This window comes from Novosphingobium sp. P6W, assembly GCF_000876675.2.
Lineage (GTDB): Bacteria > Pseudomonadota > Alphaproteobacteria > Sphingomonadales > Sphingomonadaceae > Novosphingobium.
Window position 1 is genome coordinate 613,510 of sequence record NZ_CP030354.1, and the last position, 24,748, is coordinate 638,257.

Annotated in this window: 17 protein-coding genes and 1 pseudogene; 7 read left to right on the top strand and 11 right to left on the bottom strand. The window is 60.6% G+C overall.

What is annotated here, in order from left to right; all coding sequences use genetic code 11:
- Positions 1–40 precede the first annotated feature (40 nt).
- The gene (locus TQ38_RS28440; RefSeq protein ID WP_043981054.1) at positions 41–652 is read left to right on the top strand and encodes a TetR/AcrR family transcriptional regulator; all 612 of its coding nucleotides are present in this window, start codon (positions 41–43) and stop codon (positions 650–652) included.
- Between the two features lie 509 nt (positions 653–1,161).
- Here the strand turns inward: TQ38_RS28440 and TQ38_RS28445 are convergent.
- Complete coding sequence (locus tag TQ38_RS28445; protein ID WP_162792463.1) at positions 1,162–2,766, bottom strand: tannase/feruloyl esterase family alpha/beta hydrolase; 1,605 nt, start codon at positions 2,764–2,766, stop codon at positions 1,162–1,164.
- A gap of 31 nt (positions 2,767–2,797) precedes the next feature.
- Positions 2,798–3,540, bottom strand: a pseudogene (locus TQ38_RS28450) (IS5 family transposase).
- Positions 3,541–3,805: 265 nt separating this feature from the next.
- Between TQ38_RS28450 and TQ38_RS28455 the strand changes: the two are divergent.
- The 4 genes from TQ38_RS28455 (at position 3,806) to TQ38_RS28470 (ending at position 7,728) form a co-directional block, all read left to right on the top strand.
- Positions 3,806–4,708, top strand: a complete 903-nt coding sequence (locus TQ38_RS28455; protein ID WP_043981049.1) for a VOC family protein — start codon at positions 3,806–3,808, stop codon at positions 4,706–4,708.
- A 3-nt stretch (positions 4,709–4,711) separates the two neighbouring features.
- On the top strand, positions 4,712–5,869 hold the full coding sequence (locus TQ38_RS28460) for a S9 family peptidase (protein ID WP_043981047.1): 1,158 nt from the start codon (positions 4,712–4,714) through the stop codon (positions 5,867–5,869).
- A 90-nt stretch (positions 5,870–5,959) separates the two neighbouring features.
- Positions 5,960–6,751 carry a cyclase family protein gene (locus tag TQ38_RS28465; RefSeq protein WP_043981046.1) on the top strand — a complete coding sequence of 264 codons (792 nt, stop codon included), beginning with the start codon at positions 5,960–5,962 and terminating at the stop codon, positions 6,749–6,751.
- Between the two features lie 2 nt (positions 6,752–6,753).
- Entirely contained in the window at positions 6,754–7,728 is a 975-nt protein-coding gene (locus tag TQ38_RS28470) for a fumarylacetoacetate hydrolase family protein (protein ID WP_043981044.1), read from the top strand.
- 264 nt (positions 7,729–7,992) lie between these two features.
- Here TQ38_RS28470 and TQ38_RS28475 read toward each other — a convergent pair whose 3' ends face one another.
- From TQ38_RS28475 to TQ38_RS28495, 5 genes are all read right to left on the bottom strand, one after another.
- A complete protein-coding gene (locus TQ38_RS28475; protein ID WP_052506062.1) occupies positions 7,993–9,678 on the bottom strand; it encodes a DUF5597 domain-containing protein in 1,686 nt (561 codons plus the stop codon).
- Positions 9,679–9,690: 12 nt separating this feature from the next.
- Positions 9,691–11,970, bottom strand: a complete 2,280-nt coding sequence (locus TQ38_RS28480; protein WP_082058036.1) for a glycoside hydrolase family 3 N-terminal domain-containing protein — start codon at positions 11,968–11,970, stop codon at positions 9,691–9,693.
- A gap of 14 nt (positions 11,971–11,984) precedes the next feature.
- The gene (locus tag TQ38_RS28485) at positions 11,985–13,664 is read right to left on the bottom strand and encodes a family 43 glycosylhydrolase (protein ID WP_082058035.1); all 1,680 of its coding nucleotides are present in this window, start codon (positions 13,662–13,664) and stop codon (positions 11,985–11,987) included.
- Between the two features lie 34 nt (positions 13,665–13,698).
- Positions 13,699–14,691, bottom strand: coding sequence for a nucleoside hydrolase (locus tag TQ38_RS28490; protein ID WP_043981041.1), 993 nt, complete (start codon positions 14,689–14,691; stop codon positions 13,699–13,701).
- Positions 14,692–14,752: 61 nt separating this feature from the next.
- Positions 14,753–16,957 carry a TonB-dependent receptor gene (locus TQ38_RS28495; protein ID WP_043981039.1) on the bottom strand — a complete coding sequence of 735 codons (2,205 nt, stop codon included), beginning with the start codon at positions 16,955–16,957 and terminating at the stop codon, positions 14,753–14,755.
- Between the two features lie 316 nt (positions 16,958–17,273).
- On the opposite strand from TQ38_RS28495, the gene TQ38_RS28500 reads away from it, so the two are divergent.
- Positions 17,274–18,443 carry a Gfo/Idh/MocA family protein gene (locus TQ38_RS28500; protein ID WP_043981037.1) on the top strand — a complete coding sequence of 390 codons (1,170 nt, stop codon included), beginning with the start codon at positions 17,274–17,276 and terminating at the stop codon, positions 18,441–18,443.
- Between the two features lie 71 nt (positions 18,444–18,514).
- Here TQ38_RS28500 and TQ38_RS28505 read toward each other — a convergent pair whose 3' ends face one another.
- The 4 genes from TQ38_RS28505 to TQ38_RS28520 all read right to left on the bottom strand — a co-directional run bounded on the left by TQ38_RS28505 (position 18,515) and on the right by TQ38_RS28520 (position 23,891).
- Positions 18,515–19,717 carry an MFS transporter gene (locus TQ38_RS28505; RefSeq protein ID WP_043981036.1) on the bottom strand — a complete coding sequence of 401 codons (1,203 nt, stop codon included), beginning with the start codon at positions 19,715–19,717 and terminating at the stop codon, positions 18,515–18,517.
- Positions 19,718–19,759: 42 nt separating this feature from the next.
- Entirely contained in the window at positions 19,760–22,120 is a 2,361-nt protein-coding gene (locus TQ38_RS28510) for a glycoside hydrolase family 3 protein (RefSeq protein ID WP_240198210.1), read from the bottom strand.
- Positions 22,117–22,626, bottom strand: a complete 510-nt coding sequence (locus tag TQ38_RS28515) for an NADPH-dependent FMN reductase (protein ID WP_240198237.1) — start codon at positions 22,624–22,626, stop codon at positions 22,117–22,119. Before TQ38_RS28515 ends, TQ38_RS28510 begins: the two co-directional genes overlap by 4 nt.
- Positions 22,627–22,790: 164 nt before the next feature.
- The gene (locus TQ38_RS28520) at positions 22,791–23,891 is read right to left on the bottom strand and encodes an LLM class flavin-dependent oxidoreductase (protein WP_043981032.1); all 1,101 of its coding nucleotides are present in this window, start codon (positions 23,889–23,891) and stop codon (positions 22,791–22,793) included.
- A gap of 120 nt (positions 23,892–24,011) precedes the next feature.
- Here TQ38_RS28520 and TQ38_RS28525 point away from each other — a divergent pair, with 120 nt between their 5' ends.
- Entirely contained in the window at positions 24,012–24,698 is a 687-nt protein-coding gene (locus TQ38_RS28525) for a TetR/AcrR family transcriptional regulator (RefSeq protein WP_043981030.1), read from the top strand.
- Positions 24,699–24,748: the final 50 nt, after the last annotated feature.

Here is a 24,748-nt window from a genome sequence, read left to right on the forward strand (position 1 = left end):
CCACTGTCAACAATGTGTTCCCTAGAAACTTCGAGGTCATATGCAGGACGCACCCAACCGCCCCTATCACCACGGAGATCTCCGTCGTGCGGTTATCGAGACGGCGTTGGATATGCTCGCGGAGGAGAAGGGCTGGCATTTCACGCTGCGGGAAGTCGCTCGCCGCGCTGGAGTAAGCCACGCGGCGCCCTACAAGCACTTCTCCGACAAAGCAGCGCTGCTCGCCGAACTTGCCATGATTGGGTTCGATCGGCTGCGGGAGTCCCTATCGGCCGCGAGGCCCAAAGCGGCTAAGACTCTGCGGGACGAAGTCACTCCCGTAGCCCATGCCTATGTCGCGTTCGGAACGCACAATCCGGCTCTCTACCGCCTGATGTTCAGCGCGGGGGAGGAGAAAGTCGCCGGGACGCATCTTAATGAGCGGGCGCTCGCGGTCTTCGAAGTGGCGTTGGAAATTCTCCGGCGCGGACAGGCTGCTGGGAGCATCCGCATGCGGCCAATAGAAGGTCAGGCCGCAGCCTGGTGGGGGCTTGTCCATGGCATGACCATGCTCGCCATTGATGGGCTGCTGGTGCCCGAGAAGGTTGGATTGGCTCCGTTGGACGCGGCACTGAGCACACTGGTTGAGGGCTTGGAGACACAGGCTACATAGCGTCCCGCCAGCTCCTATCGCGATAGCGACCACTCCACGGCCGCTACAGTCAGCCGCCCGATCTTCGCGGCGCCGCGCCCGAGGGGCGCATGCGCACGCCGTCAGCACGGGTTCGGGCGCGCCGCATGACGTCAGGGCGGGATGGCCCTGGGCTTAGACCCGTTCACAGCCAGGACCCGGCGCGACAGGCGATCGTCATCCTTCGGCGGAAGATTGATAAACGCGTGCCGGCGGAACAAATGGATGAGTTGCCCGACCTTCTCCTTGACGGTCATTTGCGTTAGAAGCACATCAGCCTTGCCTTCCGCTCCCGCATCGGAAGCGTTGAATCCCGGCGCGCCTGCTCGGGAGCGGACGACTCTTTCACGGTCGTAGCGGTCGAGAGGAGCAATAGGAGCACTGCGCCCACCCCCGCCGGCAGCGTCCATCCGGGTTTGCGCATCGTCAACTTCTGTTGGTTAGGATTTCGACCTGTGTGAAGAGGTTTCAGCCGGGGAGCGTCATGTTGGTCATTGTGGGCCCTTGCAGGTGAAGTTCGCCGCGTCGTCCGTAGAACCTGAACCGTTATACCGGGCCGTCTTCGGCCAAGCACAGAGAGGGCGCGTGCGCACGACCTTCGCGGGCATGCGGAGCAGCGCAAGAAAATCGTTATCGAACTTGGTTGCAATTATCCGCTCGGGCGCGGTGCCGTGCTCCACCCAGCGGTCGAGGTCGGGCAACATGTCGAACGAGTTTGGCCCGGGCCCGCCGAAGCAATGGCTCATCCCCGGCGCCATGAACAGTCGCACGCTCCGGCCTCCCGGGTCGGAACGGCGGCGCACCGCATCGTAGTATTCCAGCGAGTTCTCTGGCGGCACCGCGGCGTCGTTCCAGCCATGATAGACGATCAGCTTGCCGCCGCGCCGCGTGAACGCGCGCACGTCCGGATTGTCCGAATCGATGATGCCGCCGACCCGTTGCTCGGCGAGCCTGTAGTCGCGGTCGACGTCGAAGCGCGTTTTGTCCCATTTGGGATCACCGTGAACCAGCCAGCGGAAGGCCTCGCTACCGAGGCCGTTCTGCTGAGACTTGGCCGCCGTGATCCAATCGCTCCAGCCGGTCGTCTCGCCGCCGACCGCGAAGCCTGGCATCAGTTGGCGTCCGTTGCTCAGCCGCACTCCCCGATAGAGGGTGCGCGCTGCCGAGACCTCGTCGGCACTCAGGCAGTTGGGGCCGCTCCCTGCCTTACATTGCAGCTCAGTGGGATCGAACGCACACTGTCTGGGGTTATCGAGAACCCCGTCTGTAACGCCATCTAGGCCATCGCACTTCTTGAGGACCGTCGCATTTAGCAGCGACAGCTTGGCTGCCAGGCCCGGTGCCCGGCTCACAGCCAAGTTGTTGACGACGAAGCTGGTCAGCAGCGGAGTAAAGCTCATCGCCGGCGCGCCAGCAATTATCCCATCGTAATCTGTTGGGAAGCGGCTCACTTCCATCAGTGCATCGCGGCCACCGTTGGAGCAGCCGTGGAAATAGGCCCGTTCCGCTCTCTTGCCGTAGAAGGCGCGAATTACCTCCTTGGCGGTCAGCGCCGCGAGGTGGTTGCCGCGGTAGCCGTAGTCGATCAGCCTCTCCGGATGTCCGTACGCCCACTCGCCGGTTTCGGTCGCGGGATGCCCCACATCGGTCGCAACCGCGGCGTAGCCGCTGCTCATCGGCGCACGCAAAGTCAGCGCCGCGGTGGCTAAACCGCCCGAAAAGCCGCCGCCGCCGATACCCAACATCTTGCCGTTCCAGGCGTCCGGCAGCCACGTCTCCACCGTAATGTCAGAGTCTGGAGTCGGATGGAGGTGGGCGCGCACCTTGCAGAACGGCACCGGCGTCGTGAGGCCATTGAACGCTGCCGCAAACCCCGTTTGTTGATCGACGAGCTTACCGCCCTTCGCGATGTAATTCACCTTCTCGACCGTGCCGGAAGCCAGCTTCCTGCCGACCAAAGCGTTGCAACGCGCCATGGCGTCCGAGGAGGCCTCGGGGGCTGCACCGGCGGGCGAAGGCGCCGCATTTGGAACCGCGCCCAGCAGGAGGCCGCAGGAGGCAACGAACATGATTCGCAACATGCTGTCTCTGGTCACGCTGGTTCCTTTCGTCAGGGCACTCTACGGCTTAGAATCGTTCACAGCCAGAACGCAATAACGTTGCGAGCGCCACGCCTGACAGGAAGTTGGCGGCGAGCTTGTCGTAGCGGGGGCAACGCGGTGGAAGTTCTTGAGGCAGCAGAAGGCGTTCTCGACAAGGTGGCAGTCGCGGTAGCTATCCTCGTCGTAGCGGGTGGTGCGCTTGCGGTTGCGGCGACGAGAGATGACCCTGACAGCGCCTGCATCACGCAGCAAGCGCCGAAGCTGGTCGGCATCATAGCCGTTATCAGCCAGCAGTTAGCGCATGCGTCCGGCGCGCTGGAAAAGCGAGGGCGCAGCTCTGATCTCGCTCACGTTGCCGGTGGTGAGCATCAACGCATAGGGGAGGCCGATGACGTCGGTAAGCGCGTGGACTTTCGTGGTCCAGCCACCCGGCAAGCGGCCGATCGCTTGCGCAGAGCGCCCCCTTTCGCACCAAACGCGGCACGCTGTGCCTTCACATACGTGCTGTCGATTGCTGTGTTTTTTTGAACGCGCCGACACCAACCAGCGGGTCGAGCAGCTTAAGCCAGCAGCCCCGGTACGACCGTCGGTCGAAGCGGTTGTAGACCGTTGTCGATGGCGCGTACTCGGCAGGCCAGTCGCACCAGCGGCAGCCCACTTTCAGCACGTGCAAGACTGCCGGTCGTCCACGCGCCGGCACCAGGCTGGTTCTTGGGAGAGCGGCTCGATCGCCGCCCATGCCTCGACCCGCCACCAGAGCCTTCTCAACCCCCCGATCCTGGGGGCTTGGTCATATCATGGCACAGACCGTGATAGCGCCCGGGCAAAAAATAGCGCGGTGTTCTGACATCCCGGCGCTCCACCGACGCCTTTTCTATGGCTTGCATCGGCGGATGCGCGGTGGAACCCGCGCGGCAGGGGGCTCGCGTGGTTATGCTATTGTAAATTGCCACTGCCAAAGATAGAATGAACATTATAGTTTTATAGAGCGCACGACATTGGCAAGGGCGCGCATCGAGAGAGGAGATCACGAATGAGCCGGATCAAAGAAATCCGCTACGTCGGATATGGTGTCGATAATTTCGATGCCGAGCGTTCCTTCTACGCCAACGACTGGGGCCTCGTTGAAGTGGCGGCTGAGGAGGGCATAGCCTGGTTCAAGACCCACGGCGACGATGAGCACCATGTGGTACGTCTGCACAAATCCGATGCTAATCATGTCGAAGTCGTGGCATTCGCGGCCGACACCAGTGCCGATGTTGATGCGCTACACGACAATGTGGTCGCAGCCGGCTGCAGGGTAGTCCATGCGCCGCGCGATCTCACTGCGCCCGGCGGCGGCTACGGCTTCCGCTTCTTCTCGCCTGATGGCTTGCCTTTCGAGATTTCGGCAGGTGTGGAGCGCTTGGACAAGCGCGTGATGGAACGCTGGGAAGGCATGCCAGTCAAGATCAGTCATATCGTGATCCACTCGCCCGACCATCCAGCGATGGTGAAATTCTTTACTGACGTTCTGGGCTTCAAGGTCAGTGACTGGCTGGGCGACTTCATGTGCTTCCTGCGCTGCAACGAGGCGCATCACCGTGTCGCGATCCTACCTGGGCCACCGTGTCTCAACCATGTCGCGTACGATGTGCTGACGGTAGATGATATGTTCCGCGGCGCTCAGCGCCTGAAGCAGGCCGGAACCGACATCCGCTGGGGCCCGGGTCGCCATACGGCTGGCAACAACACGTTCAGCTACTTCTGTACGCCTTCCGGCTTTGCTGTTGAGTACAGCTCGGAGTTGGAAGATGTCGACTTCGAAAACCACGTCGACAAGGTGCATGTCCCGGGTCCGAATGTCATGGACCAGTGGGGCATCGGTATAGGCGGCCCGCAGACCATGCCCCATCCCAAGCCTGATGCGAAGCTGTTCCAGGCGGCGGAAGTCTGAACGATGGCACTTTTCGAATACTTCCCGAATTACATCTGGAACCTGTCGGTCGCGATAGCAATGGAGTCGGGTGCGCAACTCGGTGAGATCATCGATATGTGTAAGCCGATCAAAGACGCGGCCGACGGCGGCGCCGACGCCGGCACACCGCAGTTCATGAGAGCCTGGGCGGCGATGGGCGAGAAGTTGCTCGATCTCGCTGCCGAGGACGAGGCCAAGGGCCGCACCTTGTCTGCGTCGAACAAGCTGGAGCGCGCATCGCTGTACCTAATCACGGCAGAGCGCATGCAGGGCCACGGCGCACCGGGTCGCGAGGCCACCTATGCGAAGGCGCGCACGGCATTCGACCGGTCCACAGAGCTGGGCAAACTCAATCGCGAGCGCGTCGAAATCCCGCTGCAGGTCGGCACTATGCCTGCAATCTTTACCCGTGCCCCAAGGGAAGGCCGAAATCCCGTCGTGGTGTTCTGCAACGGCCTCGATAGCTGCAAGGAATTGCTCTATTGGACACGCCTTCCCGAGCAGCTCGCCCGCCGGGGCATCTCGACGCTTTGCGTTGATCAACCCGGTTCCGGTGAGGCGCTGCGGCTCGAGCGGCTGCCTGTCGATCCCCATTCCGAAAACTGGGCCAGCAAGGCAGTTGATTGGCTAGAACAGCAGTCCGAAGTCGATCCGAAAGCAATCGGAATGACTGGCATTTCGCTGGGCGGCCACTTCGCCCCACGTGCCGTCGCATACGAGCCGCGCTTCGCCAGCGGCGCTGTCTGGGGCGCGAACCATAACTGGCGCGAAGTGCAGGACAAGCGCATGTCGCGCGAAGGCGAGAACCCAGTCCCGCATTATTGGGCCCACGTCCATTGGGCCTTCGGTGCGGAGGGACAAAAGGAATTCCTGGCAAAGTCAGAGGCGATGAACCTCAACGGCCACATGGACCGCATCAAAGTGCCTTTCCTCGTTACGCACGGTGCAAACGACCGACAGATCAGCGTGGGGTACGCCGACGATCTCTTCGAGCAGTTGGTCAATTCGCCCCGCCGGGAGCTGGTGATCTTCACCTCTCGCGAAGGGGGCGTCGAGCATGTCGGTGCCGACAACATGGCTTATGGGCGCGATCTCATCGCGGACTGGTTTGCCGAAACGCTCGGCGGCAGAACGAACTAGTCGACGGACGCGCAAGCCGTCGATCAAGAGGCGCGCCGCCCCACTCCTCCTCCGGGGCGGCGCGCCATAACATAAATCGGAAGGACGCCCATGACCCGTCGCTTTGTCGATCTGTCGATTACCCTGTGCAACGACGTGGTCAGCGACCCGCCGTTCCTCAAGCCCGAGATCACCTACCAGACCCACATGGACACGGCGAGCGAGCTCGGCATGTTCTTTCCGGGAGTGACAGCGGCCGACACGCCTGACGGTGCGGGTTTCGCGGCTTCGGAGTGGGTGCGACTGACCACGCACAGCGGCACACACCTTGATGCGCCATACCACTTCCATCCCACCATGAATGGCCGCGACGGAGAGCCAGAGCGGTCGATCACCATCGACGAGGTGCCGCTGGAATGGTGCTTCCAGGCCGGCGTGAAGCTGGACTTCCGCCATTTTTCCGATGGCTACGTCGTAACCGCGAAGGACGTTGAAGACGAACTGGCGCGCATCGAACACGACCTGCAGCCGCTCGACATCGTGCTGGTGAACACAGCGGCGGGCAAGGCGCTCGGCCGACCGGACTTCGTCAACGTAGGTTGCGGTATGGGCTACGAGGCGACGATGTACCTGACGGAGCGCGGCATCCGCGTGACCGGCACCGACGCGTGGTCGTGGGACGCACCGTTCAGTCACACCGCCCAGAAGGTGAAGGAAACCGGTGACACCTCGCTGATCTGGGAAGGTCACAAGGCGGGAAGGGACATCGGCTACTGCCACTTGGAAAAGCTGCACAATCTTGAAGTGCTGCCCGGGCACGGCTTCACCGTCAGCTGCTTCCCGCACAAGATCAAGGGCGCCTCGGCAGGGTGGACCCGGGCCGTCGCGATCATCGAGGACTAGCCATGCGCCTTGCAACGTTCAACGATGGCACGCCGGACGGCCAACTTTTGGTCGTTTCGGCCGACGGCACTCGCGCGCTCGCCGCCGATATCCCCAACTTGCTTGCCGCCATCACCGCCTGGAGTTCGGCTGAACCGGTGCTACGTGCGCTGGCCAAACGGGTGAACGCGGGAAAGGGAGAAGCATTCGATCCCGCGCAGTTGCGAGCACCACTGCCGCGTTCTTGGCAATGGCTGGATGGCTCGGCGTTCGGCACTCATGGCGAGTTGATGCAGATCGCCTTCAACCTGCCGCCGATTGAGACGGACCGACCACTGATGTATCAGGGTCTGTCCGATCGCTTCTTGGGGCCCGCCGACCCTGTACCATTCCCCAGCGAGGCCGACGGCATCGATTTCGAGGGCGAGTTCGGCGTGGTCGTGGATGCAGTGCCTATGGGCGTGACGCCCGAGCAGGCGCTCTCGCACGTGAAGCTGGTTGTCCAGATCAACGACTGGTCGCTGCGCGCAATCGCGCCGGCCGAAATGAAGACAGGCTTTGGCTGGGTTCAAGCCAAGCCCGCCTGTTCGATGGCGCCGTTCGCCGTGACGCCTGACGCGCTGGGCGAAGCCTGGCGTGACGGCCGGGTGTGTCTGGACCTCTTGGTAGACTGGAACGGCAAGCGCTTTGGGAGCGCCAGCGGCGCGCCGATGGATGTTGGCTTCCACGCCCTCATCGCCCACGCCGCCCGCACTCGCGATCTCGTTGCGGGGACGGTGATCGGATCGGGCACCGTCTCGAATCACGACTATGCCGAGGTCGGATCGAGCTGCATTTCCGAAGTTCGCGCGATCGAGATCATTCGCGACGGCAGGCCGACAACACCGTTCATGGCCTTTGGCGATATCATCCGCATGGAAGGCCGCATCCCCGGCGGTGCGGCGCCGTTTGGAGTGATCGAGCAACAGGTGGTCCGCCATTCCGGTGCAGCTCGGTAGGCATCGAGGAGAGAAACAAATGGGTTTATCAAGCAGCAGGTGACATTCGCCGCCGCTCGGTAAGGCTCAAGAAAAAACCGTGAGGCGGATGACTGGTGGACTAGAGGCGCTGGGGGGCCCCGCACGGGGGGCATCCCCGCCGCCGGCGCGGTCTTGTACCATCTGGCGGGTACAACGACTTTAGCCAAACGGGCGAGCGCATTCGGCACTTCACCTTGCTGTTCGTTTTGGGGGTGAAACGGCCAGCAGGGTGAATTTGACAAGTTACCTGCGGTGGACAAGCCGTATGCGGGCAATGCCAATCCGGTCCGCAGGAAGGATCGCCAAACGCTCGTCGCCGTTAATCGCGCGGCCGGGAACCCATTTGCCGGCAGCGTCAAAGGTGCCTTCTTGGACATGATCGAGTTCCACGATGTCCTTTCCCTTCTCGAAGTCGAACGTCACCCCCTTGCCTACCACAAGAAAGCGGTCATCGCCTTCGGCGATGACGAGGGCAAACGGGCGAGCGTCACCGGGAGCCGGCAATCCCCCTTCTTCCGTTTCGCTCGGCAGGGGCGGTGGAGGTGGGGGCGCCTGCAACCCGGCGTCGAGCAGCATCGACGAGAAGAGCGCCTGGCTGCCGCGTGCGACTACGTTATAGCCGCCCAAATCCATTTGTGCCGACACTTCTCCGTCCTCAAGCAGCACGGCTCCGATGCGGTTCTGGGCTTGTGCCGCAGCGATGACTGGCACCATTGTGTTGATTAAGGCGAGGGCCTGTGGATATTGCCCGTCCACGCGACCGTCCTCCACGCCGAACACCGAGAAGCCAATGGCCTTGTGATGACCCAGGGCCCAAAACAGGCTTCCTGTCCGGAACTGCGCCTCGGGGACAAACAACGGCTTGTCCTGACGGTGATACTGGGCGAAGGCGTCCTTTACGTCGGGTACGTACACGTCGGGCGAAAGCATGTCGAGGGAGGGGGCCGCAGCGTGCCACACATCGATCATACGTGCTACCGGTCCGCCGCTCGGATATAGACCGGCTTGCTCCTGACCCTTTTGCGGCCCCAGCCAGGCATTCGCGTAAAATGGTAGCGGGTTGACTGCCTTGCCGGCCTTGGCCAGTTCCTCAACGTAGGAGGCGAAGCTCCAGGCCATGAACGCTTCGTCCGCTTCCCACTCTGTGCCGAAGACCTCCGACCAGGTTCCGGACCGCCGCTGGCCGTGCCGCCCCCACATCGCGGCGAGTTCGGGGCGGAGGCGGTCTTTCTCCCGTACCATGTATGAAATCAGAGCAGCCGGCACTGGCTTGCTCCATGCCACATTCGCGAGGGCCGAGCGGTCGCGGCTGTCGCGCAGGAGGCCGATCTCATTCTCGATCTGAATCATGACAACCGTATGCTCCGGGTCGACCTCTCCCAGATGCTGCATAAGCGCGACGAATGCGCGGCGATCGGCCTTAAGCAACTCAGGTGAGAACACGGAGAGCACCGGTTTTGGCATTGCTCCGACATAGGTGAACGCAGTCTTGTACGCCGATTTGGTGACTGCTCTGGGGAAACGCGCTGCATCGCCGCGAACCCAGCTGGGAGCATAGGTCGAAGTGGCATTCTTATAAGCACCAAACCAGATGAGCGCGATGTGAATCTTGCGGGCGCGCGCTGCAGCGATCTGGGCATCGACCGTTGTGAAATCAAAGTGCCCTTCCCGCGGCTCCACATCTGACCAACTTGCGGTACCGATGACCGAGCGCACATTCATGGCCGCCAGTTTGTCCCAGACCGGCTTCATGTATTCCGGACTAGAGGCGCTTGAGTTGTGCAACTCTCCCCCTATGAACAGATAGGGTTCGCCATCGACCACGAGCTGCCTTCCACCCGCCGTTTTCTCGATCTTGGGCATCGTCTGCGCAGAGGCTGGCATGGCGAGCAGCAATGCCGTCGCGCAAAGGCCAATTTTCTTTATCATGATCACTCGATATTAGGAGAGTGGGCTAAGAACGAAGGCAGCCGATGTGCCGGCTGCACTAGACGGCGCGATCCATACCTGAAAGCGGCCCGGCTCTGCCCGTAGCTGCAAATCTCCGCCGATGAATTCAAGTTCCGCGCGGTTAATCGTAAAAGTTACCTGACGGCTGGCGCCAGCCGCCAAACGCACCTTCTCGAAACACTTCAATTCACGGACCGGCCGCGTCACGCTGGCGGCCTCATCGTGAATATAGAGCTGCACAACCTCTTCCACTGGCCGCTGGCCGAGGTTAGTGAGGGTGATCGAAGCTTTCAGATCGTCATCCCAAGGCAAGGTTTCACCGCTGAGTTGCACCGGTCCGTATTGGACGGGCGCATAACTGATACCATGCCCGAACGGGTATAGCGCAGTGTTGGCAACGTCCGTGTAGCGGGCTTTGAAGAAAGCGTTCTCACCCGGAAGTTGAGGTCGCCCGGTCGATTTGTGGTTGTAGTAGTACGGTTGCTGGCCCGAAGTCCGGGGGAAGCTGACGGGTAAACGTCCCGACGGCGCAATGCGTCCGGTCAGCACATCGGCCAGGGCATGGCCCCCTTCCGAACCTAGGAACCAACCCACAAGGATTGCACCGGCATCCCGCACGGCCCCCTGCAGCGCCAATGCACGCCCGCAGGATAGCACCACGACGATCGGCTTGCCTGTCGCGGCGACAGCCTCAGCCAATTCCTGTTGAGGCGCCGGTAGGGTAATTTCGCTGCGCGAGCGCGCTTCGCCGGACATGTCCTGCCCTTCCCCCACCGCGAGCACGACGACGTCTGCAGCCCTCGCGGCGGCAACTGCCGCAGCGATTCCGCCGTCTATCGGCGCGTCGATACCGCATCCCTCTACAATCGTAAGGTGGCGCGTGCCTAACTCTGCCCGCAGCCCTTGGGCGAGGGTGACGGCATCGCCCGTTTTCGCCCACGGTGCCCAAGGCCCGTCCATGTTGGCTGCATCGTCGCCCAAGGGGCCGATCAGGGCGATCATTCGGCCAGCTTTGAGTGGTAGGATATCGCCTTGATTCCTGAGCAGGACGACCGAGCGCGCCGCCGCCTCGCGGGCGAGAGCCAAGGCGGCAGGCGTCCGCACCTCCTGCGCCTCGCGCTTTGGGTCGAGCGAGCGGTAGGGGTCGTCGAGTAAGCCAAGGTTCTCTTTCACCGTCAGCACCCGCCGGACCGCTTCGTCCAGACGTTCGATGCCAATTGCGTTGGCCCCCAGCAGGGCAGGCAGGTGTCGCTTGTACAGACCGCCCCCCATATTGACGTCGACGCCGGCATCAAATGCCTGACGTGCCGCATCCTTTTCGTCCGCCGCAACACCATGGGCGACCAGTTCTTCCGCCGAGGCCGCGTCGGAGACCACGAACCCTTTGAAACCCAGACGGTCGCGAAGGAGATCGGTCAGAAGGTGGCGGTTCCCCGAGGCCGGTACACCGTCGATGTCGTTGAAAGCGGCCATCGTCGTCAGAGCGCCGGCCCTAAAGGCCGCCTCGAATGGCGGCATGTGCGTTTGCAGGAGTTCGCGTTCGGTGAGATCCGTGTTGTTGTACTCCATTCCTCCAATTACCGCGCCATACCCCGCGAAGTGCTTAGGGCACGCCGCGACGCTGCGTTGCGATCTTAGATTTACACCCTGAAAACCGCGGACGTAGGCGGCCGCGAAAAGGCTGGCCAGATAAGGATCCTCGCCTGAACCTTCGGCGACGCGGCCCCAGCGTTGATCGCGGGCCACGTCCACCATTGGCGCATACGTCCAATGAACACCGACTGCCGTCATTTCCTCAGCAGCGGCACGCGCAGTCCTTTCGGCTAAGCCTGGCTCAAAACTTGCCGCCAAGGCGAGTGGGATCGGAAAAATCGTTCGCAATCCGTGCAGCACGTCGGCCCCAAACATCAGCGGAATGCCTAGCCGTGATTGTAAAGCGGCCTCCTGTAATTTGCGTCCAAGTTGCACGCCAGTTCCCGCCAGCAGCGACCCAACCCGGCCGGCGCGGACCTCGTCAAACTGGAACGCTGCTCGCTCGCGGGCCTCGGCCTGCGCGTTGATTTCCGGATTGATTGGCCGCGGAGTAGGGCGGACCTCATCAGGATAAAGAGTGAGCTGTCCCACCTTTTCCTCGACCGTCATACGCGCGAGTAGGGATTCAACTCGCCGGCTCGCGGGAGCCGCGAAGGCCATTCGAGAAAATCCCGTTCCAAAAGCGAGAGCGCCCAAACAGGTTCCGGCGCGAAGCAGGTTACGACGATCGATAATCATGAATTGCAGTTCTTTCACTGGGCCGGAAAGGATGAGGATTGGAGGGCCCGGTATGTGAAGTTGCGGAAATGGACTGATCCCCCTCCTGCGGCGAACAGGGCCGGGCGCAGGCTGACGAGGTCGTCCATGGTATTGGCGTGACATCCGGACGTTTCGCTACGCAGGTAGTGACGCGTCCAGTCACGACCGTTCAGGCTGTAGTAAAATGTCACGATGTGGTCGTCATTGACGATCTTGAGAAACATTCGCCGTCGCGCGGGTGCGGGTTCCTGCCAATACGTCGCCTTGCCACCACGATAAGTCGTCATTCTGGCCGCGTCATGGCCCATGCCAAGGAACATCCGGTCATTGAAGAACAGCAGCAGGCCTCCCTGCACCTCACCGGTCAATTCCATCTCGACGCTGCATTCGTAAGCCCGGTCGCCGACCATCTGGGTCAGTGGAGAGCAATCGTGTACCCCAGTTCCTTTTCCTTTCAGCACCAGGCCGTCTTTGCCGAACTGAGCCCGCGCCCGTTCCTCCGGCATTGCGGAGAAAAAGGTCCAGCGCGAACCCAAGGCGCTTTTCTGAAAATTGTCAGATCGCGCCAAACCGTGGGCCTCAGTGCTCGTCGGCACGGGCTTTGCCAGCGGACGAGAGAGATCTCCACCGGTTGCCTTGAACCAGCCATCCTTCGTCCACTCGATCGGCTCCAGCAACGTCTGCCGGCCAAGCGTGCGATATCCGTTCTCGTACCCATGATAGACAAGATACCACTGCCCCCCCGGCCCTTCGACCGCAGTCGCGTGTCCGCGAGACCACCATTGCTCATCCGGATGGGTCGTCCGCACAATCGGGTTGAAAGGGCAGTTTTCCCAAGGGCCATTAACAGAGCGCGCACGCGCGGCAATGACCATGTGTCCCGTGACCGGCCCACTTGTGCCCCCAACAGCGCTGATGATATAGTACCACTCACCGCGGCGCAAAAGCTTGGGACCTTCAAGCGAGTATGCTTCCGTGATCCATTCCTCGGGATAATGCCAGCCATCGTAGACCTTCTCGACCTTACCTTGCGTTGCAAGACCATCGCGCGACAGTCTCACCCGGTTGATCCCGGAAAGGAACAAATAGCGCTCCCCGTCTTCGCCGACGATATGGCCAGGATCAATCAGCCCGCTAATGCCAAGATCAACCGGTTCGCTCCAGGGACCGCGCATGGAATCGGCTTGGATCACGAAAATATTAGCGAACGCCTTCAGATCGCGCGACCAAGGCGCCTTCATGAACGGAATATAGATGTAATAGCGACCATTGTGCTTGACGAGATCGACGGCGAATACGGTGCCAAGCGGCTTATCCAGAGCTGGGCCGACCGGAGCCCAGTTCACCAGATCACGCGAGTGCCAGATCAGCAATCCCGGTGAAGCGTCGAACGAGGAATGCGTCATGTAGTAATCCTCGCCGTCCTTCAGGATCGAGGGATCGGGATAGTCCCCTGCGAGAATCGGGTTGAGGAAGCGCCCGTTGCCCAGATCGGCGCGTCGCTGACCTTCGATCCCCACGCTCCATTTCGGCCCGAGGGTGACGCCAGGAGTTGTCTGTGACCTAGTGGCGACTACGCCACATGCGGCGCCGCGCGCCGAGGATGCGCTTGCCTGCACAGTGGCCATGCCGCCCGCAGCAAGAAGAAACAAAGAATCACGGCGCGAGGGCATAGGTACCTCCATTTAATAAAAAGTGACACAGAAGTTAGCTATCGATCTGCAGCTTGGCGAAGAAATCCTCTACCGTCAGTCGCACATCTACATTATCGAACACCTTTATTTCGCGCTGTGGCAGAGCTCCACCGTATGTGTGATTGTCTAGGATCGTGCGCGCGGGCCGCACTACAGAGCGACTGCTCTCCTGAGAAATCGCAGTGAAAAGAACCGGCGGGCTATCGCCCATCGGCCAGGCACCACCAATATCGACGAAATCAGGCGGGGTTGTGAACCGACTGTAAAGCCATTGCCCAAGCGGCGACGCGGCACGCAAGCGCACGCGCAGTTCAGCAACCGAAACCTGCATCTGCCGATAGGTACCCTGCGGCACCTGCCAAAGCGGCACCATAGTATGTTCGATGACGTGGCGCGCAGCATCCACATCGGTCGCAAGATTGTATTCCCAACCCCCTTTAGGATAATCGCCGCCACCAATCCATATAACCGTCACGCGATGGGCTATTGCCGGTTCGAGCCGCAAAGCTGCGGCGACATTAGTCAGCGGGCCACCGCATGAAAGGTATAACGGCCGCTCATCCACTCTCATGGCCTCATCGACAATCGCGCGGGCAGCCGCAGATACCCGGTTGGTCGCAGGGTCGAACGTTTCAGAGCCGGCAACTATTGGCAATGCGGGCCGACTAGGCAGTCCCGCGATCCCGATCATTTCGCGCACTATTTCTACGCCGCGCGCGGCTGTCACGCCCTCCGGAACGGCACCGCGAAAATTCGCAGGTAAGGGCGAGCATGTTATCAACGGCACGAGAGACTTGGGACTGAGAAGTTGGTGTGCCAATGCTATCAGCGCATCGGGGTCACCCGCGAAGTCATTGTCCACAATAACCCGGCAGTTCGGAGTTTGCGGCACTGTGCTATATGGCCTTGCCACTACTCGGCGCGGTACAGTCAGATAAGCCGCCGCTCCCATTGCCGACCTAAGCCAGCCCCGACGGGAAATCGAGCCTTGCCGCTTAGGAAGCATGCCGTTTCCTTCGAACTGGTCATAGACATACGGGGCCGCCCGTAGCGGCCCCGTGTTACTGTCAGAAGTTGACCTTACCCTGCAGCCCGACCACGCGGAACGAGCTGTCGGACAGGATTTGAGTGGTGGTATTCGTACCGATCGGCGAGTTGTAGCGGAGCACCGGTTGGCGAATTCCGAACAAGTTGCGACCGAACAATCCTAATTCGTATTTGCCATTGGCAAGCCGCACACCGGCGCGTGCGCCCGTGATGAAGTGCGGTTTGAATGTGACGTCATCGCCGCCTGCCGTGACGTAGCGGACACGCGAACGATAAACCGTATCGGCACCGACATAGGCTGTGGCGTCGCTTGACAAATCGGCCTCATATTCGCCGGATAAGACACCTTTCCAGCGAGCGCTGTAAGTGACCTGATAGCCACCGAGGTCGGTGCCATCCGTACCGATGAAGCCGTTCGGGAACTTCGCATCGACGTAGATCAGCCCGGCATTGATGTTCAGACCTCGCAATGGTTCACCGAACAGACCGACTTCAATCCCCTTCGTAGTCAGACTATCAATGTTCTGGGGAGCGCAGACTACGCCTCGCTGGGGGTCAGGGGCGCAGACCTGGGCCTGGTAGTTTTTGACCTTCGTATGGAACACGTTGAGGTCGAAGCCCAGACGGTCGAGGATCTGGCCCTTGAGCCCAACCTCGAATGACGTAGGCAGTTCGGGCTGTATGTACGTCGGCGTGGCACCCAACGTGCTGTCATCGTTGTAGGTCTGCCCCTTGAAGCCGCGGCTTGCCGTCGCATAGGCCATTAGATCAGGACCGAGATCCGCCTGCGCGCCGATCTTCCACGAAAAGTTGTCTATCTTCGACTTTGCGCGATAGAACCCCGGCGCACCGCCGCTGAGCACGTTCACGCGAGCGGTAACCTCGTTGTTTGTATAGCGCGCTCCGCCGAGCACACGGATCGCATCACTGAGGTGTACAGTTGCTTGGCCGAACGCCGCCATGGTTTCAACCAAAGGCCGCTGCAGATAGTTTGTTTCAATCGGCCTTGGAAGGAAAAACAGACTTACCCTACTCAGATAGTCACGCTCTCCCTCATAGCGCGAATAGAACGCGCCCAGCACATATTCCAACGAACCGCTACTCGGCGAAGTGAGACGAACTTCTTGAGTAAACATGCTTTTCTTGTCGTAGCCCGGACCATAGAAGATGTTGGGGAACTGCACGGCGGGCGAGGCCGATGGCAAACCGTCAATTGAGGCCGTTTCTTTTTGGTTCTGCCAGCGATAACCCGTGGTCCAGGTCAGCGTGTGATGCCCAAGCGTGACATCCATGGAGCCGGAGATACCGAACTGCTCAACCTGGTTCACCACTTCTTGGGGATTGCACGTTTTGTTATTGCCTTCGCCGATCGTGATGCCACAATCCGCGAGGACATCGATCAGTGCCTGACTGCTCGTGTTGTAGAAGGTGAAGTAAGGTGCATTGCGGGTGTTGATCTTGTTGTAATCGGCGATGATGTTGAACGTCACATCAGAACTGGGCTCCCACAACAGCCTTGCGCGGACGCCGCGATCGTTGCGGTCGCTGTCCTTGCCTAGTGCGACATTGCGGGTAACCCCGTCGATCGAATCGTAGTGGCCGGACAGGCGCAACGCTGCGTCTTGCCCGAGGGGCGCGTTCAGAACCAGACGACCAATGCGCCGGCTGTACTCCGAGCCGGCAAAGCCGTCATCGGCGAGCTCGAACTCGGCTTTGCCGGAGAACTCTCCAAGCTTCGGGGCGTTGGTCGTGATATTCACCAACCCCGCCGAAACGGCAGAACCAAATAACGTCCCCTGAGGGCCGCGCAGAACCTCGACGCGGGCCACGTCGAAGACCGACGACTGTGGAACGTTGCCCTGCGGAACGCCATCTACGACGAGTCCTACTGAAGGCTCAGCAGTCGATGAAGTGATCACCGTGCCGACACCGCGAATGAAGCCGCCCGAGCCGGGGGTTTGGCCCGGGGGGGCAAACTCCAGCGCCGGCGAGGATGACTTGAGATCTGTAACCGAAATGATGTTCTGGCGGCCGATCTGAGCTTCGCCCACGACAGTCACTGCGATCGGAATGTCCTGGACATTTTCGGAACGCTTCTGCGCAGTTACGATGATATCATTGCTGCTACCGGCTTGATCTTCCGCCTCCTGGGCGACCGCTGGGCTCCAGGCGGAGGCGAGGCATGTGCTAGCCATGGCCAGGCCGATCTTTGATATACGCTGCATTAAAGCCTCCTAACGAACCGGAGGATAGCTCGGCGCATCCGCATTCTCCCCTCCTCAACGCCGCTCATTGTCTCACGGCTTACACGAACACGTATTTTAATCCTGAAAACGAGTCAATGGACTCGACGCCCGAATCATGAATAAACACGAGTGACGATTCCTGTTTGGGCCGGTTCGATATTGGGGCATCGACTAGCGGGTTTGCGTGGCTTTCACGCAGTCTGGCTGGTATTAATAGATGGGGTATTCTAAATAAGCGGCGGACGGACCGGGTGGATGAGCACCTGTGAAATCTCGCGAATCAAGGGAGGTTAACATGGACTTCGGTGTTCCGCTCGAACCAGTGCGAACAGCTGTGATTGGGGCGGGGGATATAAGCGAGGTGTACCTCAACACGATAGACCGCTCGCCCGCATTAACCTTGTGCGGCATCGCCTCCGGCTCAATGACCAGCGCGCATGAGAAAGCCGAACGGTACGGCGTTGAGGCTCGGACGCTCGAGGCGTTACTATCCGACACTTCAGTGGAACTTTTGGTCAATTTAGCGCCCGGCCATGCGCACGATGAGATCAACGAGAGGATAATCGCTGCGGACAAGCATCTTTATACGGAGAAGCCATTCTCGATATCTGTCACCAAAGCCGCAAAGCTCGTGCAGGAGGCCGAACGTCGCGGAGTGATGATCGCAAGCGCGCCTGACACGTTCTTCGGAGCAGGACACCAGGTCGCCCGGCGGGTGCTGGACAGTGGCGGCATTGGCAAGCCGGTATTCGGCATCTCAACCATCGGCCACGCCGGAGTGGAGCAGTATCACCCGAGCCCCGCCAGCTTCTACCGTCCGGGTGGTGAGCCGCCGCGCGACATCGGACCATATTACATCGCACAATGGGTCAACCTGTTGGGACCAGTACGTAGCGTTTACGCTAGCTCGGCGCGTGGGGCCGCAGAGCGGACGGTTTTGCGCGGACCAACCGCTGGCACTCAGTTCCCGGTTGATATCTGTACGACGTATTCCGCCGTTCTCACGTTTGCGGAGGCGACGGTCTCATTGGTAACTTCACTGGATATGGCCAATCCTGCGCCTCACCAGAACCACTGCTACGGAAGTGAAGCGGCCTTGGTGCTCCCGGATCCGAACTTCTTTGGGGGGGAGCCGTTCTTGCTGCGCCGCGGGCTGGATCCTAAGCCGGTGCCGCTTGACGGTTTGCCGTTCGGGGCCCCTAACCGCACCAACCACGCGGGGTTGGCCGTTGCGGACTACCGCGGCGTGGGCCTGCTCGACCTCGCGATCGCTCACCGCCGAGGCACGAAACATAGAACCAGCGCCGCCTTTATTCTGCACATCTGTGAGGTCGTGGAAGCTATAATGGCTTCTGCGCGGTCGGGTGAGGCGCGTGCAATCGAGACCCAGTGCCGGCGCCCCGATGCAGTCGATTTTCCGCGCGACACCGATCTCATCGCGCTCATGCCTTCGCCCTGGCCGTGATGTCAAAGAAGCCGCCGGGATCGTAGCAAATCCAAGCGGCTCCTTCCTTTTTTAGGCTTGGTCTTTCGAATCTACGCAACTGGCTGCGGGATGCGCTTGCCGACAAGCAAAATCACAACGGCGAACACCATGCCGAGAACGCCCATGGCGGCGAAAGCATGAAGAATGCTGCCGCTGCGCGCGGAGATCGTGCCGACTATCGCCGGGCTGATGAACTGCGCAATGAAGAACGCCGACGTCCACAATCCGAAGCCTCGACCGCGATGTTCCGGCGCCAGAAGGCGTGAAACCCAGAAAATCAGGCCGGTGACGGTCATGCCTGCGCCGAGCTCCTGCAGAACGGCGGCGGCGGCCATCGTCGCTTCGCTCCGGGCGAAGCCCATGCCGGCCGTTCCGGCACCGACGATCATGAGGACGAGACCTATGACACGGTCGATTGACCAACGGCGGGACAGCAGGTTGAACATCAGCGCGCCGGCTGGCACTCCAAGGCTCACAAGACCCATGATCACGCCGAGGCGGGTGGCCGATATGGTACCGACCGCTTCAAACGCGAGGCCGCCATTTACGAGGAACACATAGTACAGGATCGACATGATCAGTGTCACGCCGCAGTAGGCCGCCACTGTCTTCCACGGGAATGGCGTGGAAGTCCCCACCTGACCGGGGCCGCGGTCCGCCGCTGCTGGCTCGAAGAACCAGGCGAACATCGCGAGAAAGATGATGAAGGCGAGTCCGTAGACGAGGAAGACGCCGTTCCAGTATACGCTGCTTAGCCATCCTGAAAGTGCCAGAGAGCCAGCGCCAAGCGCCGGCCCCAGCAGCCCCTGAACCGTTATCCAGTTGCGGCGACGATTCTCCGCGAAGTAATCTGCGAAAAGCGCGTTGACGATCACCAGGATGAAGGTTTCAGAAACACCCACCGCCAGGCGCGAGGCGAAGATGGTCGGCAAGTCGGTCAGGAAAAACGGTGCTGTGCCCGAGAACGCATAAGCAAATGTTGCCCACAGCAATGGGATACGCCGACCGTAACGGTCAACGATCACGCCAGCAAACGGTGCGAGCAGGGCCACCATCAAGCCGGGGGTAGTTGCCATCAGCGGCACCAGAAAGGCAGCGTTCGGTACGTTTTTGAAATGGGAGATGATCGTCGGGATCGCCGGAGCGAGCGAGAGGATACTGAGGATCGGGAGAAACCCAGCAAACGCCAGAGTCACACCCTGCCGCCAACCGGCGACATGTGCGCCCGGGCTCACAGTGGAAGCTTCAGTCATAGAAACCCTCGTTCTCCCGCTCAGCCATTGGCTTCACTCTGTTCATTGCAGTGAAATAGCAACGTCAACGGCGCTGCGGCCCACGAACAGACAAGGCTCATTGATGTCATTCCAGCCATCCTGCCACGTCTGCAGGGACCGGCGCGGAATGTTGACGCCGACGGTCCGGCGCTCGCCGGAAGCCAAGTGCACTTTTGCAAAGCCGGCTAGTGCCAGTTCAGGCTCACGGCGATAGACTTGTATGACTTCGCTCCCGGCGCGGGCCGAGCGATTATGCACGACCACGTCCACCCTCACGGGATCGATCTGCGAGGATAGCGCCGCGGATACGAATTCGACATGAGCGTACCCCAACCCCGCTCCAAACGCGTAACGCGGCCTGCTCATGCCGCGGTAGCCTATGAGGGTGCCTTCGCTGTAAGATAGGTCACCACTGGGCCCCGGCGTAAGCGCAAACGCCGGATAATCGCTTTCATCGTAAGCGATCGAGACCGGTAATCGCCCCCCCGGCTCGCGCTGGCCAGATAAGACTTGTGCTAAAGCTTCGCCGAAGCCCTCACCAGGATACCACGTGACAAGCAAAGCAGCTACGTGGCTATCCCAGGACGTATCGAAAGCGTGACCCACATTGGCAACCACGACGGTGCGCCGATTAGCCTGAGTGACCGCTTCGATCAACCGGACCTGCTCAGGTGGCAGGCGGGTGTCATCGCGATCCTTGCTTTCAACGCTTGCATCAGATGTTTCACCGACAATAAGCACTACCGCGTCAGCCTCCCGTGCGAGCGCCACTGCGCGCTCCAGCATGGCCTCGGGCGTGTCGGGGCGACGAATTCCGTACCAGAGACCCTGAACACGGGCCGGCGTAAATTCAAAGTCCACCTCGACCAGAACCTTCTGTCCGGCGTGCAACTCTAAGCTCGCGCTATCCGCGTCTCCGCCCTTGAGCGTGCCCATGACATCGGCAGGCGGGATCGCCTCATCGCGCACGATGATCTCGCGGCCGTCTATGCGCAAACGTGTCCGACCGGTAGCGCCTAGATAGAAGATGTGATCACCACCGGTCCGCGCCTCGAACACCCCGCTGGCTGTTATCCGCCCCGGCTGGCTCAAAGTCACGACATCGTCATGGACGCCCATGAACCACACGAGGGAGTTAGTGTCGCGAGTTTCGCTCGTGCGAAGAACTGCACCCTCACCCTGCCCATCATAGTAGTCGATAGTCATGCCGGCAACGCAACCATCACCAATATCGCGCGACGGCCGGACGTCCATCGTGGGCAGGCGCGGCTGAGGATCGACACCGGCTTCGTGATCTATCCGAACTTCAGATCCAAAGATGGCCTCGATCGCTTCTAGCGGTCTCAGGGCATCCGGAGCGACAGCGATCTTCGCAAACGTACCGCCTTGGTAGCAGGGCGCCGTGGCGTTTGGCCCGATGACAGCGATACGCTTGTCCGCACCCACTTCGAGCGGCAGCAGGTTGCCCTCGTTTTTTAGCAGTACGAAACCGGCAGCAGCTGCCTCAACCAGCAACGCCTTGGCATCGTCCTCGACGATGGGGCGGCTCTTTTCGCGTGAGAAGCGCTGCGCTGCGTGGGCGAGGCGGCCAGCGGCGTCGTCGACGCGACCCAGGTCGATAATACCCCGAGCAACTGCGTCGGCAGCCTTTGCGCCAAGGAAGCGCGCGGGGCCGGGCATCTCTAGGTCCAGCCCGCCGTTCAGGGCACCCGAGCTGGAATGGGTTCCAAACCAGTCGCTCATGACGATCCCATCGAATCCCCATTCCTGCTTGACGATGCGGGTGAGGACATAGTGGTGCTCGGAGCACCATTCGCCGTTCAGCTTATTGTATGCGGTCAACATCCCGCCAACCCCCGCCTGGGCGCAAAGTTCAAATGGCAGAAGGTAAACTTCACGCAACGTGCGCTCATCGACCACGGCATTCATTGTGTCGCGATCAGTTTCGCTGTCGTTGCAGACGATGTGTTTGACCACGGCCGCAGTGCCGGTTGTCTGGAGGCCCGTAGCCCAGGCAGCCCCCAGCACCCCGGCCAGCAGCGGGTCCTCCGAAAAATACTCGAAGGCACGACCGGCCAGCGGACTGCGCGCCAGGTTGACGTTGGGCGCGAGCACCATGTCCACGCCGCAACGGACAGCCTCACCACCGACGAGCATGCCGATACGCGTGCACAAGTCGAGATCCCAGCTAGCGCCCAGCGCGGTCCCGCATGGGGTCAGCAACGCGACATCGCGTTCGTCGACCCTGCCGCCGGCAATGCCCATTGGACCATCACCCATGGTAAGTGAGGCGATACCATGGTTGGGATAACCAACCGTCGCCCACATCGCCGCGCCCGAGGTCATCGCCAGGCGCTGATCGGAAGTGAGGTTTTCGATCACGTTGCATTCCCCATTACAAAGCTCATGATCTGCTCGGCCTGCGCCTGGATGACACGGCCAATCCCCACGTCCACGATGTTGCCGTCGTGACCAAATGGACGCTGTTCTACCGAATTTACGCCTATACCGATGGGTGTCGGCCATCCGCGCATCGCGTGCACCACATCGCGTAATGCCGACAAGGTCGTGCCGCAGGCCTGCCAGCCGGCGGCAGTGACGACGAGGCCCACTGGACGACCATCAAAGTAGACCCGACCATCGCTCCGCAAGTCCTCCAGCAGATCGACCGCGTTCTTCACAAGGCCCGAATAGCCGCCATGATAGCCTGGACTGCCGATGACGATCCCGTCAGCGTCGCGAACCGCAGCTATAAGGGCGGACTGGGCAGGCGTGCGCTCAGCGTTTTCCGGGTTGAAATGCGGAAGCGACGCCAAGGACGGGCCATCAAACATGAGGGTCTCGGCGCCCATGGCCTCGCAACGTGCGAGCACGGCGCGCACGAGCATCTCGCTGGAAGATGCCTGGCGGAACGTTCCGCCCAGGCCCACGATCTTCTTGACTGCCACTGTCGCTTTTCCCATTTATGGAGCGGCGTCTGATGACCGCTCTCCTTTTGATCGCCTTCGGATGCAACCTCGATCGCATCAAGGCGGCACCGAAGGTATCGGTGTTAGCTCTGAAATGCGGGCATCACCTTGCTACCCAACAGTTCAAGGGTCTGGTTGCCCAGGCGCAAGCGCTCTTCAGTGAGCGGCCCGGTGGTGGTGCCGCAGAGGATGTTGCCAATCCCTAGATCCTCGTAGGGCTTGAGGTGTTCAATGACGGTATCTGGTGAACCATAGAGACACCATGTGCCGATCCAGTCATCAGTGAGCGCGTCGGGCGTCCGATCCGTCTTCTTGTTCGCGTCGTTGCTTTCAGCACGAGCGTTAAACGCTGCTTCCCGCTCCACCGCATGCTGATAGCTGCGCAAGATCAACTCCAGCTCTTCGCGCGCCTGCTCGTCGCTTTCGGCGACATGGACGACCTGGTAGGTATGGGTCGTCCACCCGAGGGCCGAGGCGACCACCTCGTCGCTGTGCCCGGCTTCAAGAAGGAAGCCCTTGTAGATCTCGAACCACTTCTTGACGTGAATGAATGGCTCGGTTCCGCCGATCTTCGGCGGGGTAAAAGCAGGAATGAACGCGGGCCACCCATTCTCCGCCGCGCGGCGTGAACTGGCCTCCTTCATTGCCACCGGCATCAAACGTGCATGCCCAGGCGTATACGGTGCCGGTGTGATGCGTTGCAGCACACGGCCATTGTAAGGCCCATTCGCGATCTCTACGGCGGGGTCATCCATGCCCTTTGCCCAGAGCTGCTCCGCGATTGCGAGATTGTTTTCCGAAATTCTACCTGCGTCCTTGTAGTCAACCGCAAAGCCAATCATCTCCTCGGGCGTCGTGCCCGATCCGACGCCGACCAGCAGCTTGCCATCGGTGAGCTGGTCCAGGATATTGATGCGCTCGGCGAGACGTACCGGATGATGGAGGGGAACGGAGACGACCGAGAACCCGAAATGCATACCGGGCAGCTTCGCGGCGAGGTAAGCGGCGAACATGAAGCTGTCACTGGCGACCGGCATGTAACCATTGAAATGATGGTCCGGCATGAAAAGCGCGTCGAAGCCATTCTCGGCGGCCAGGTGCGCGTGCGCCTCGAGGTCCTTCATGAGCTGGCGATCGTCTTCGGCCTTCATCGACCGGGCATTCAGGAACACGGAAAATCGCATGGGCCCCTCCTCAATCAGCTTGTTATTTTCTGCAATCCGCCCGCCGTTTACAAACGGGCAGCAGCAGTTCAAAATGGAATGATAAATAGAATAGTTATTCCTTTTTCAGATAGGACTTCGATGACGCGCGTGTCAACCTCGAAAGCGAAGGGACATTCCATTTTTGTCCCGAATGAAGCAAGCCGCGTGCCCCAGCAGGGGCGGAGCAAGGCCTCCTACGAGCGAATGGTCAATGCCGCTGAAAAGCTAATGATCAAGCGCGGGAACGACGATTTTACCCTCACCGAAGTCAGCAAGACCGGCAAGGTTTCGATCGGGTCGATCTATCTTCGCTTTGACAGCAAGGATGACCTTATCCGCGCTGTCCACGCCAGAGTCCTGGCCAGGATCGAACATGATCAAAACACGATGCTGAATGATTTGAAGGATCGAGATCAAACACTGGACGATTTTGCCTTCAGATTTGTCGACGCTTACGCCGATCTACTGAAGTCCTATAGCCCCGTGCTCCGGCCAATCATGTTACGCGCAGCAAATGACAGTACCACTTCCACGCTAGGACGCCACTCAGCCGAGAAGCTAAGCACTGAAGTGCGCCGGCACTTTCTTTACTTTGAGGGAGAGTTTGGCCGCTCCGACCACCACCGCTTGGCTGAGACCGCGTTCCGGATGATCTACTGCACCTTGGCTCGTTATCTCGGCCTGGGATCTTCTCCCGAAGCCGCCAACGAGGGGAACTGGGAAGAACTGAAGGAAGACCTTGCCATTATGTGCGCCGCTTTCCTGCGGGCTAAGCCACGCCCGTAGCCGAATAGGGAGAACATTTGATATTTTTTAGACGTACGCGCTTTGGTGTC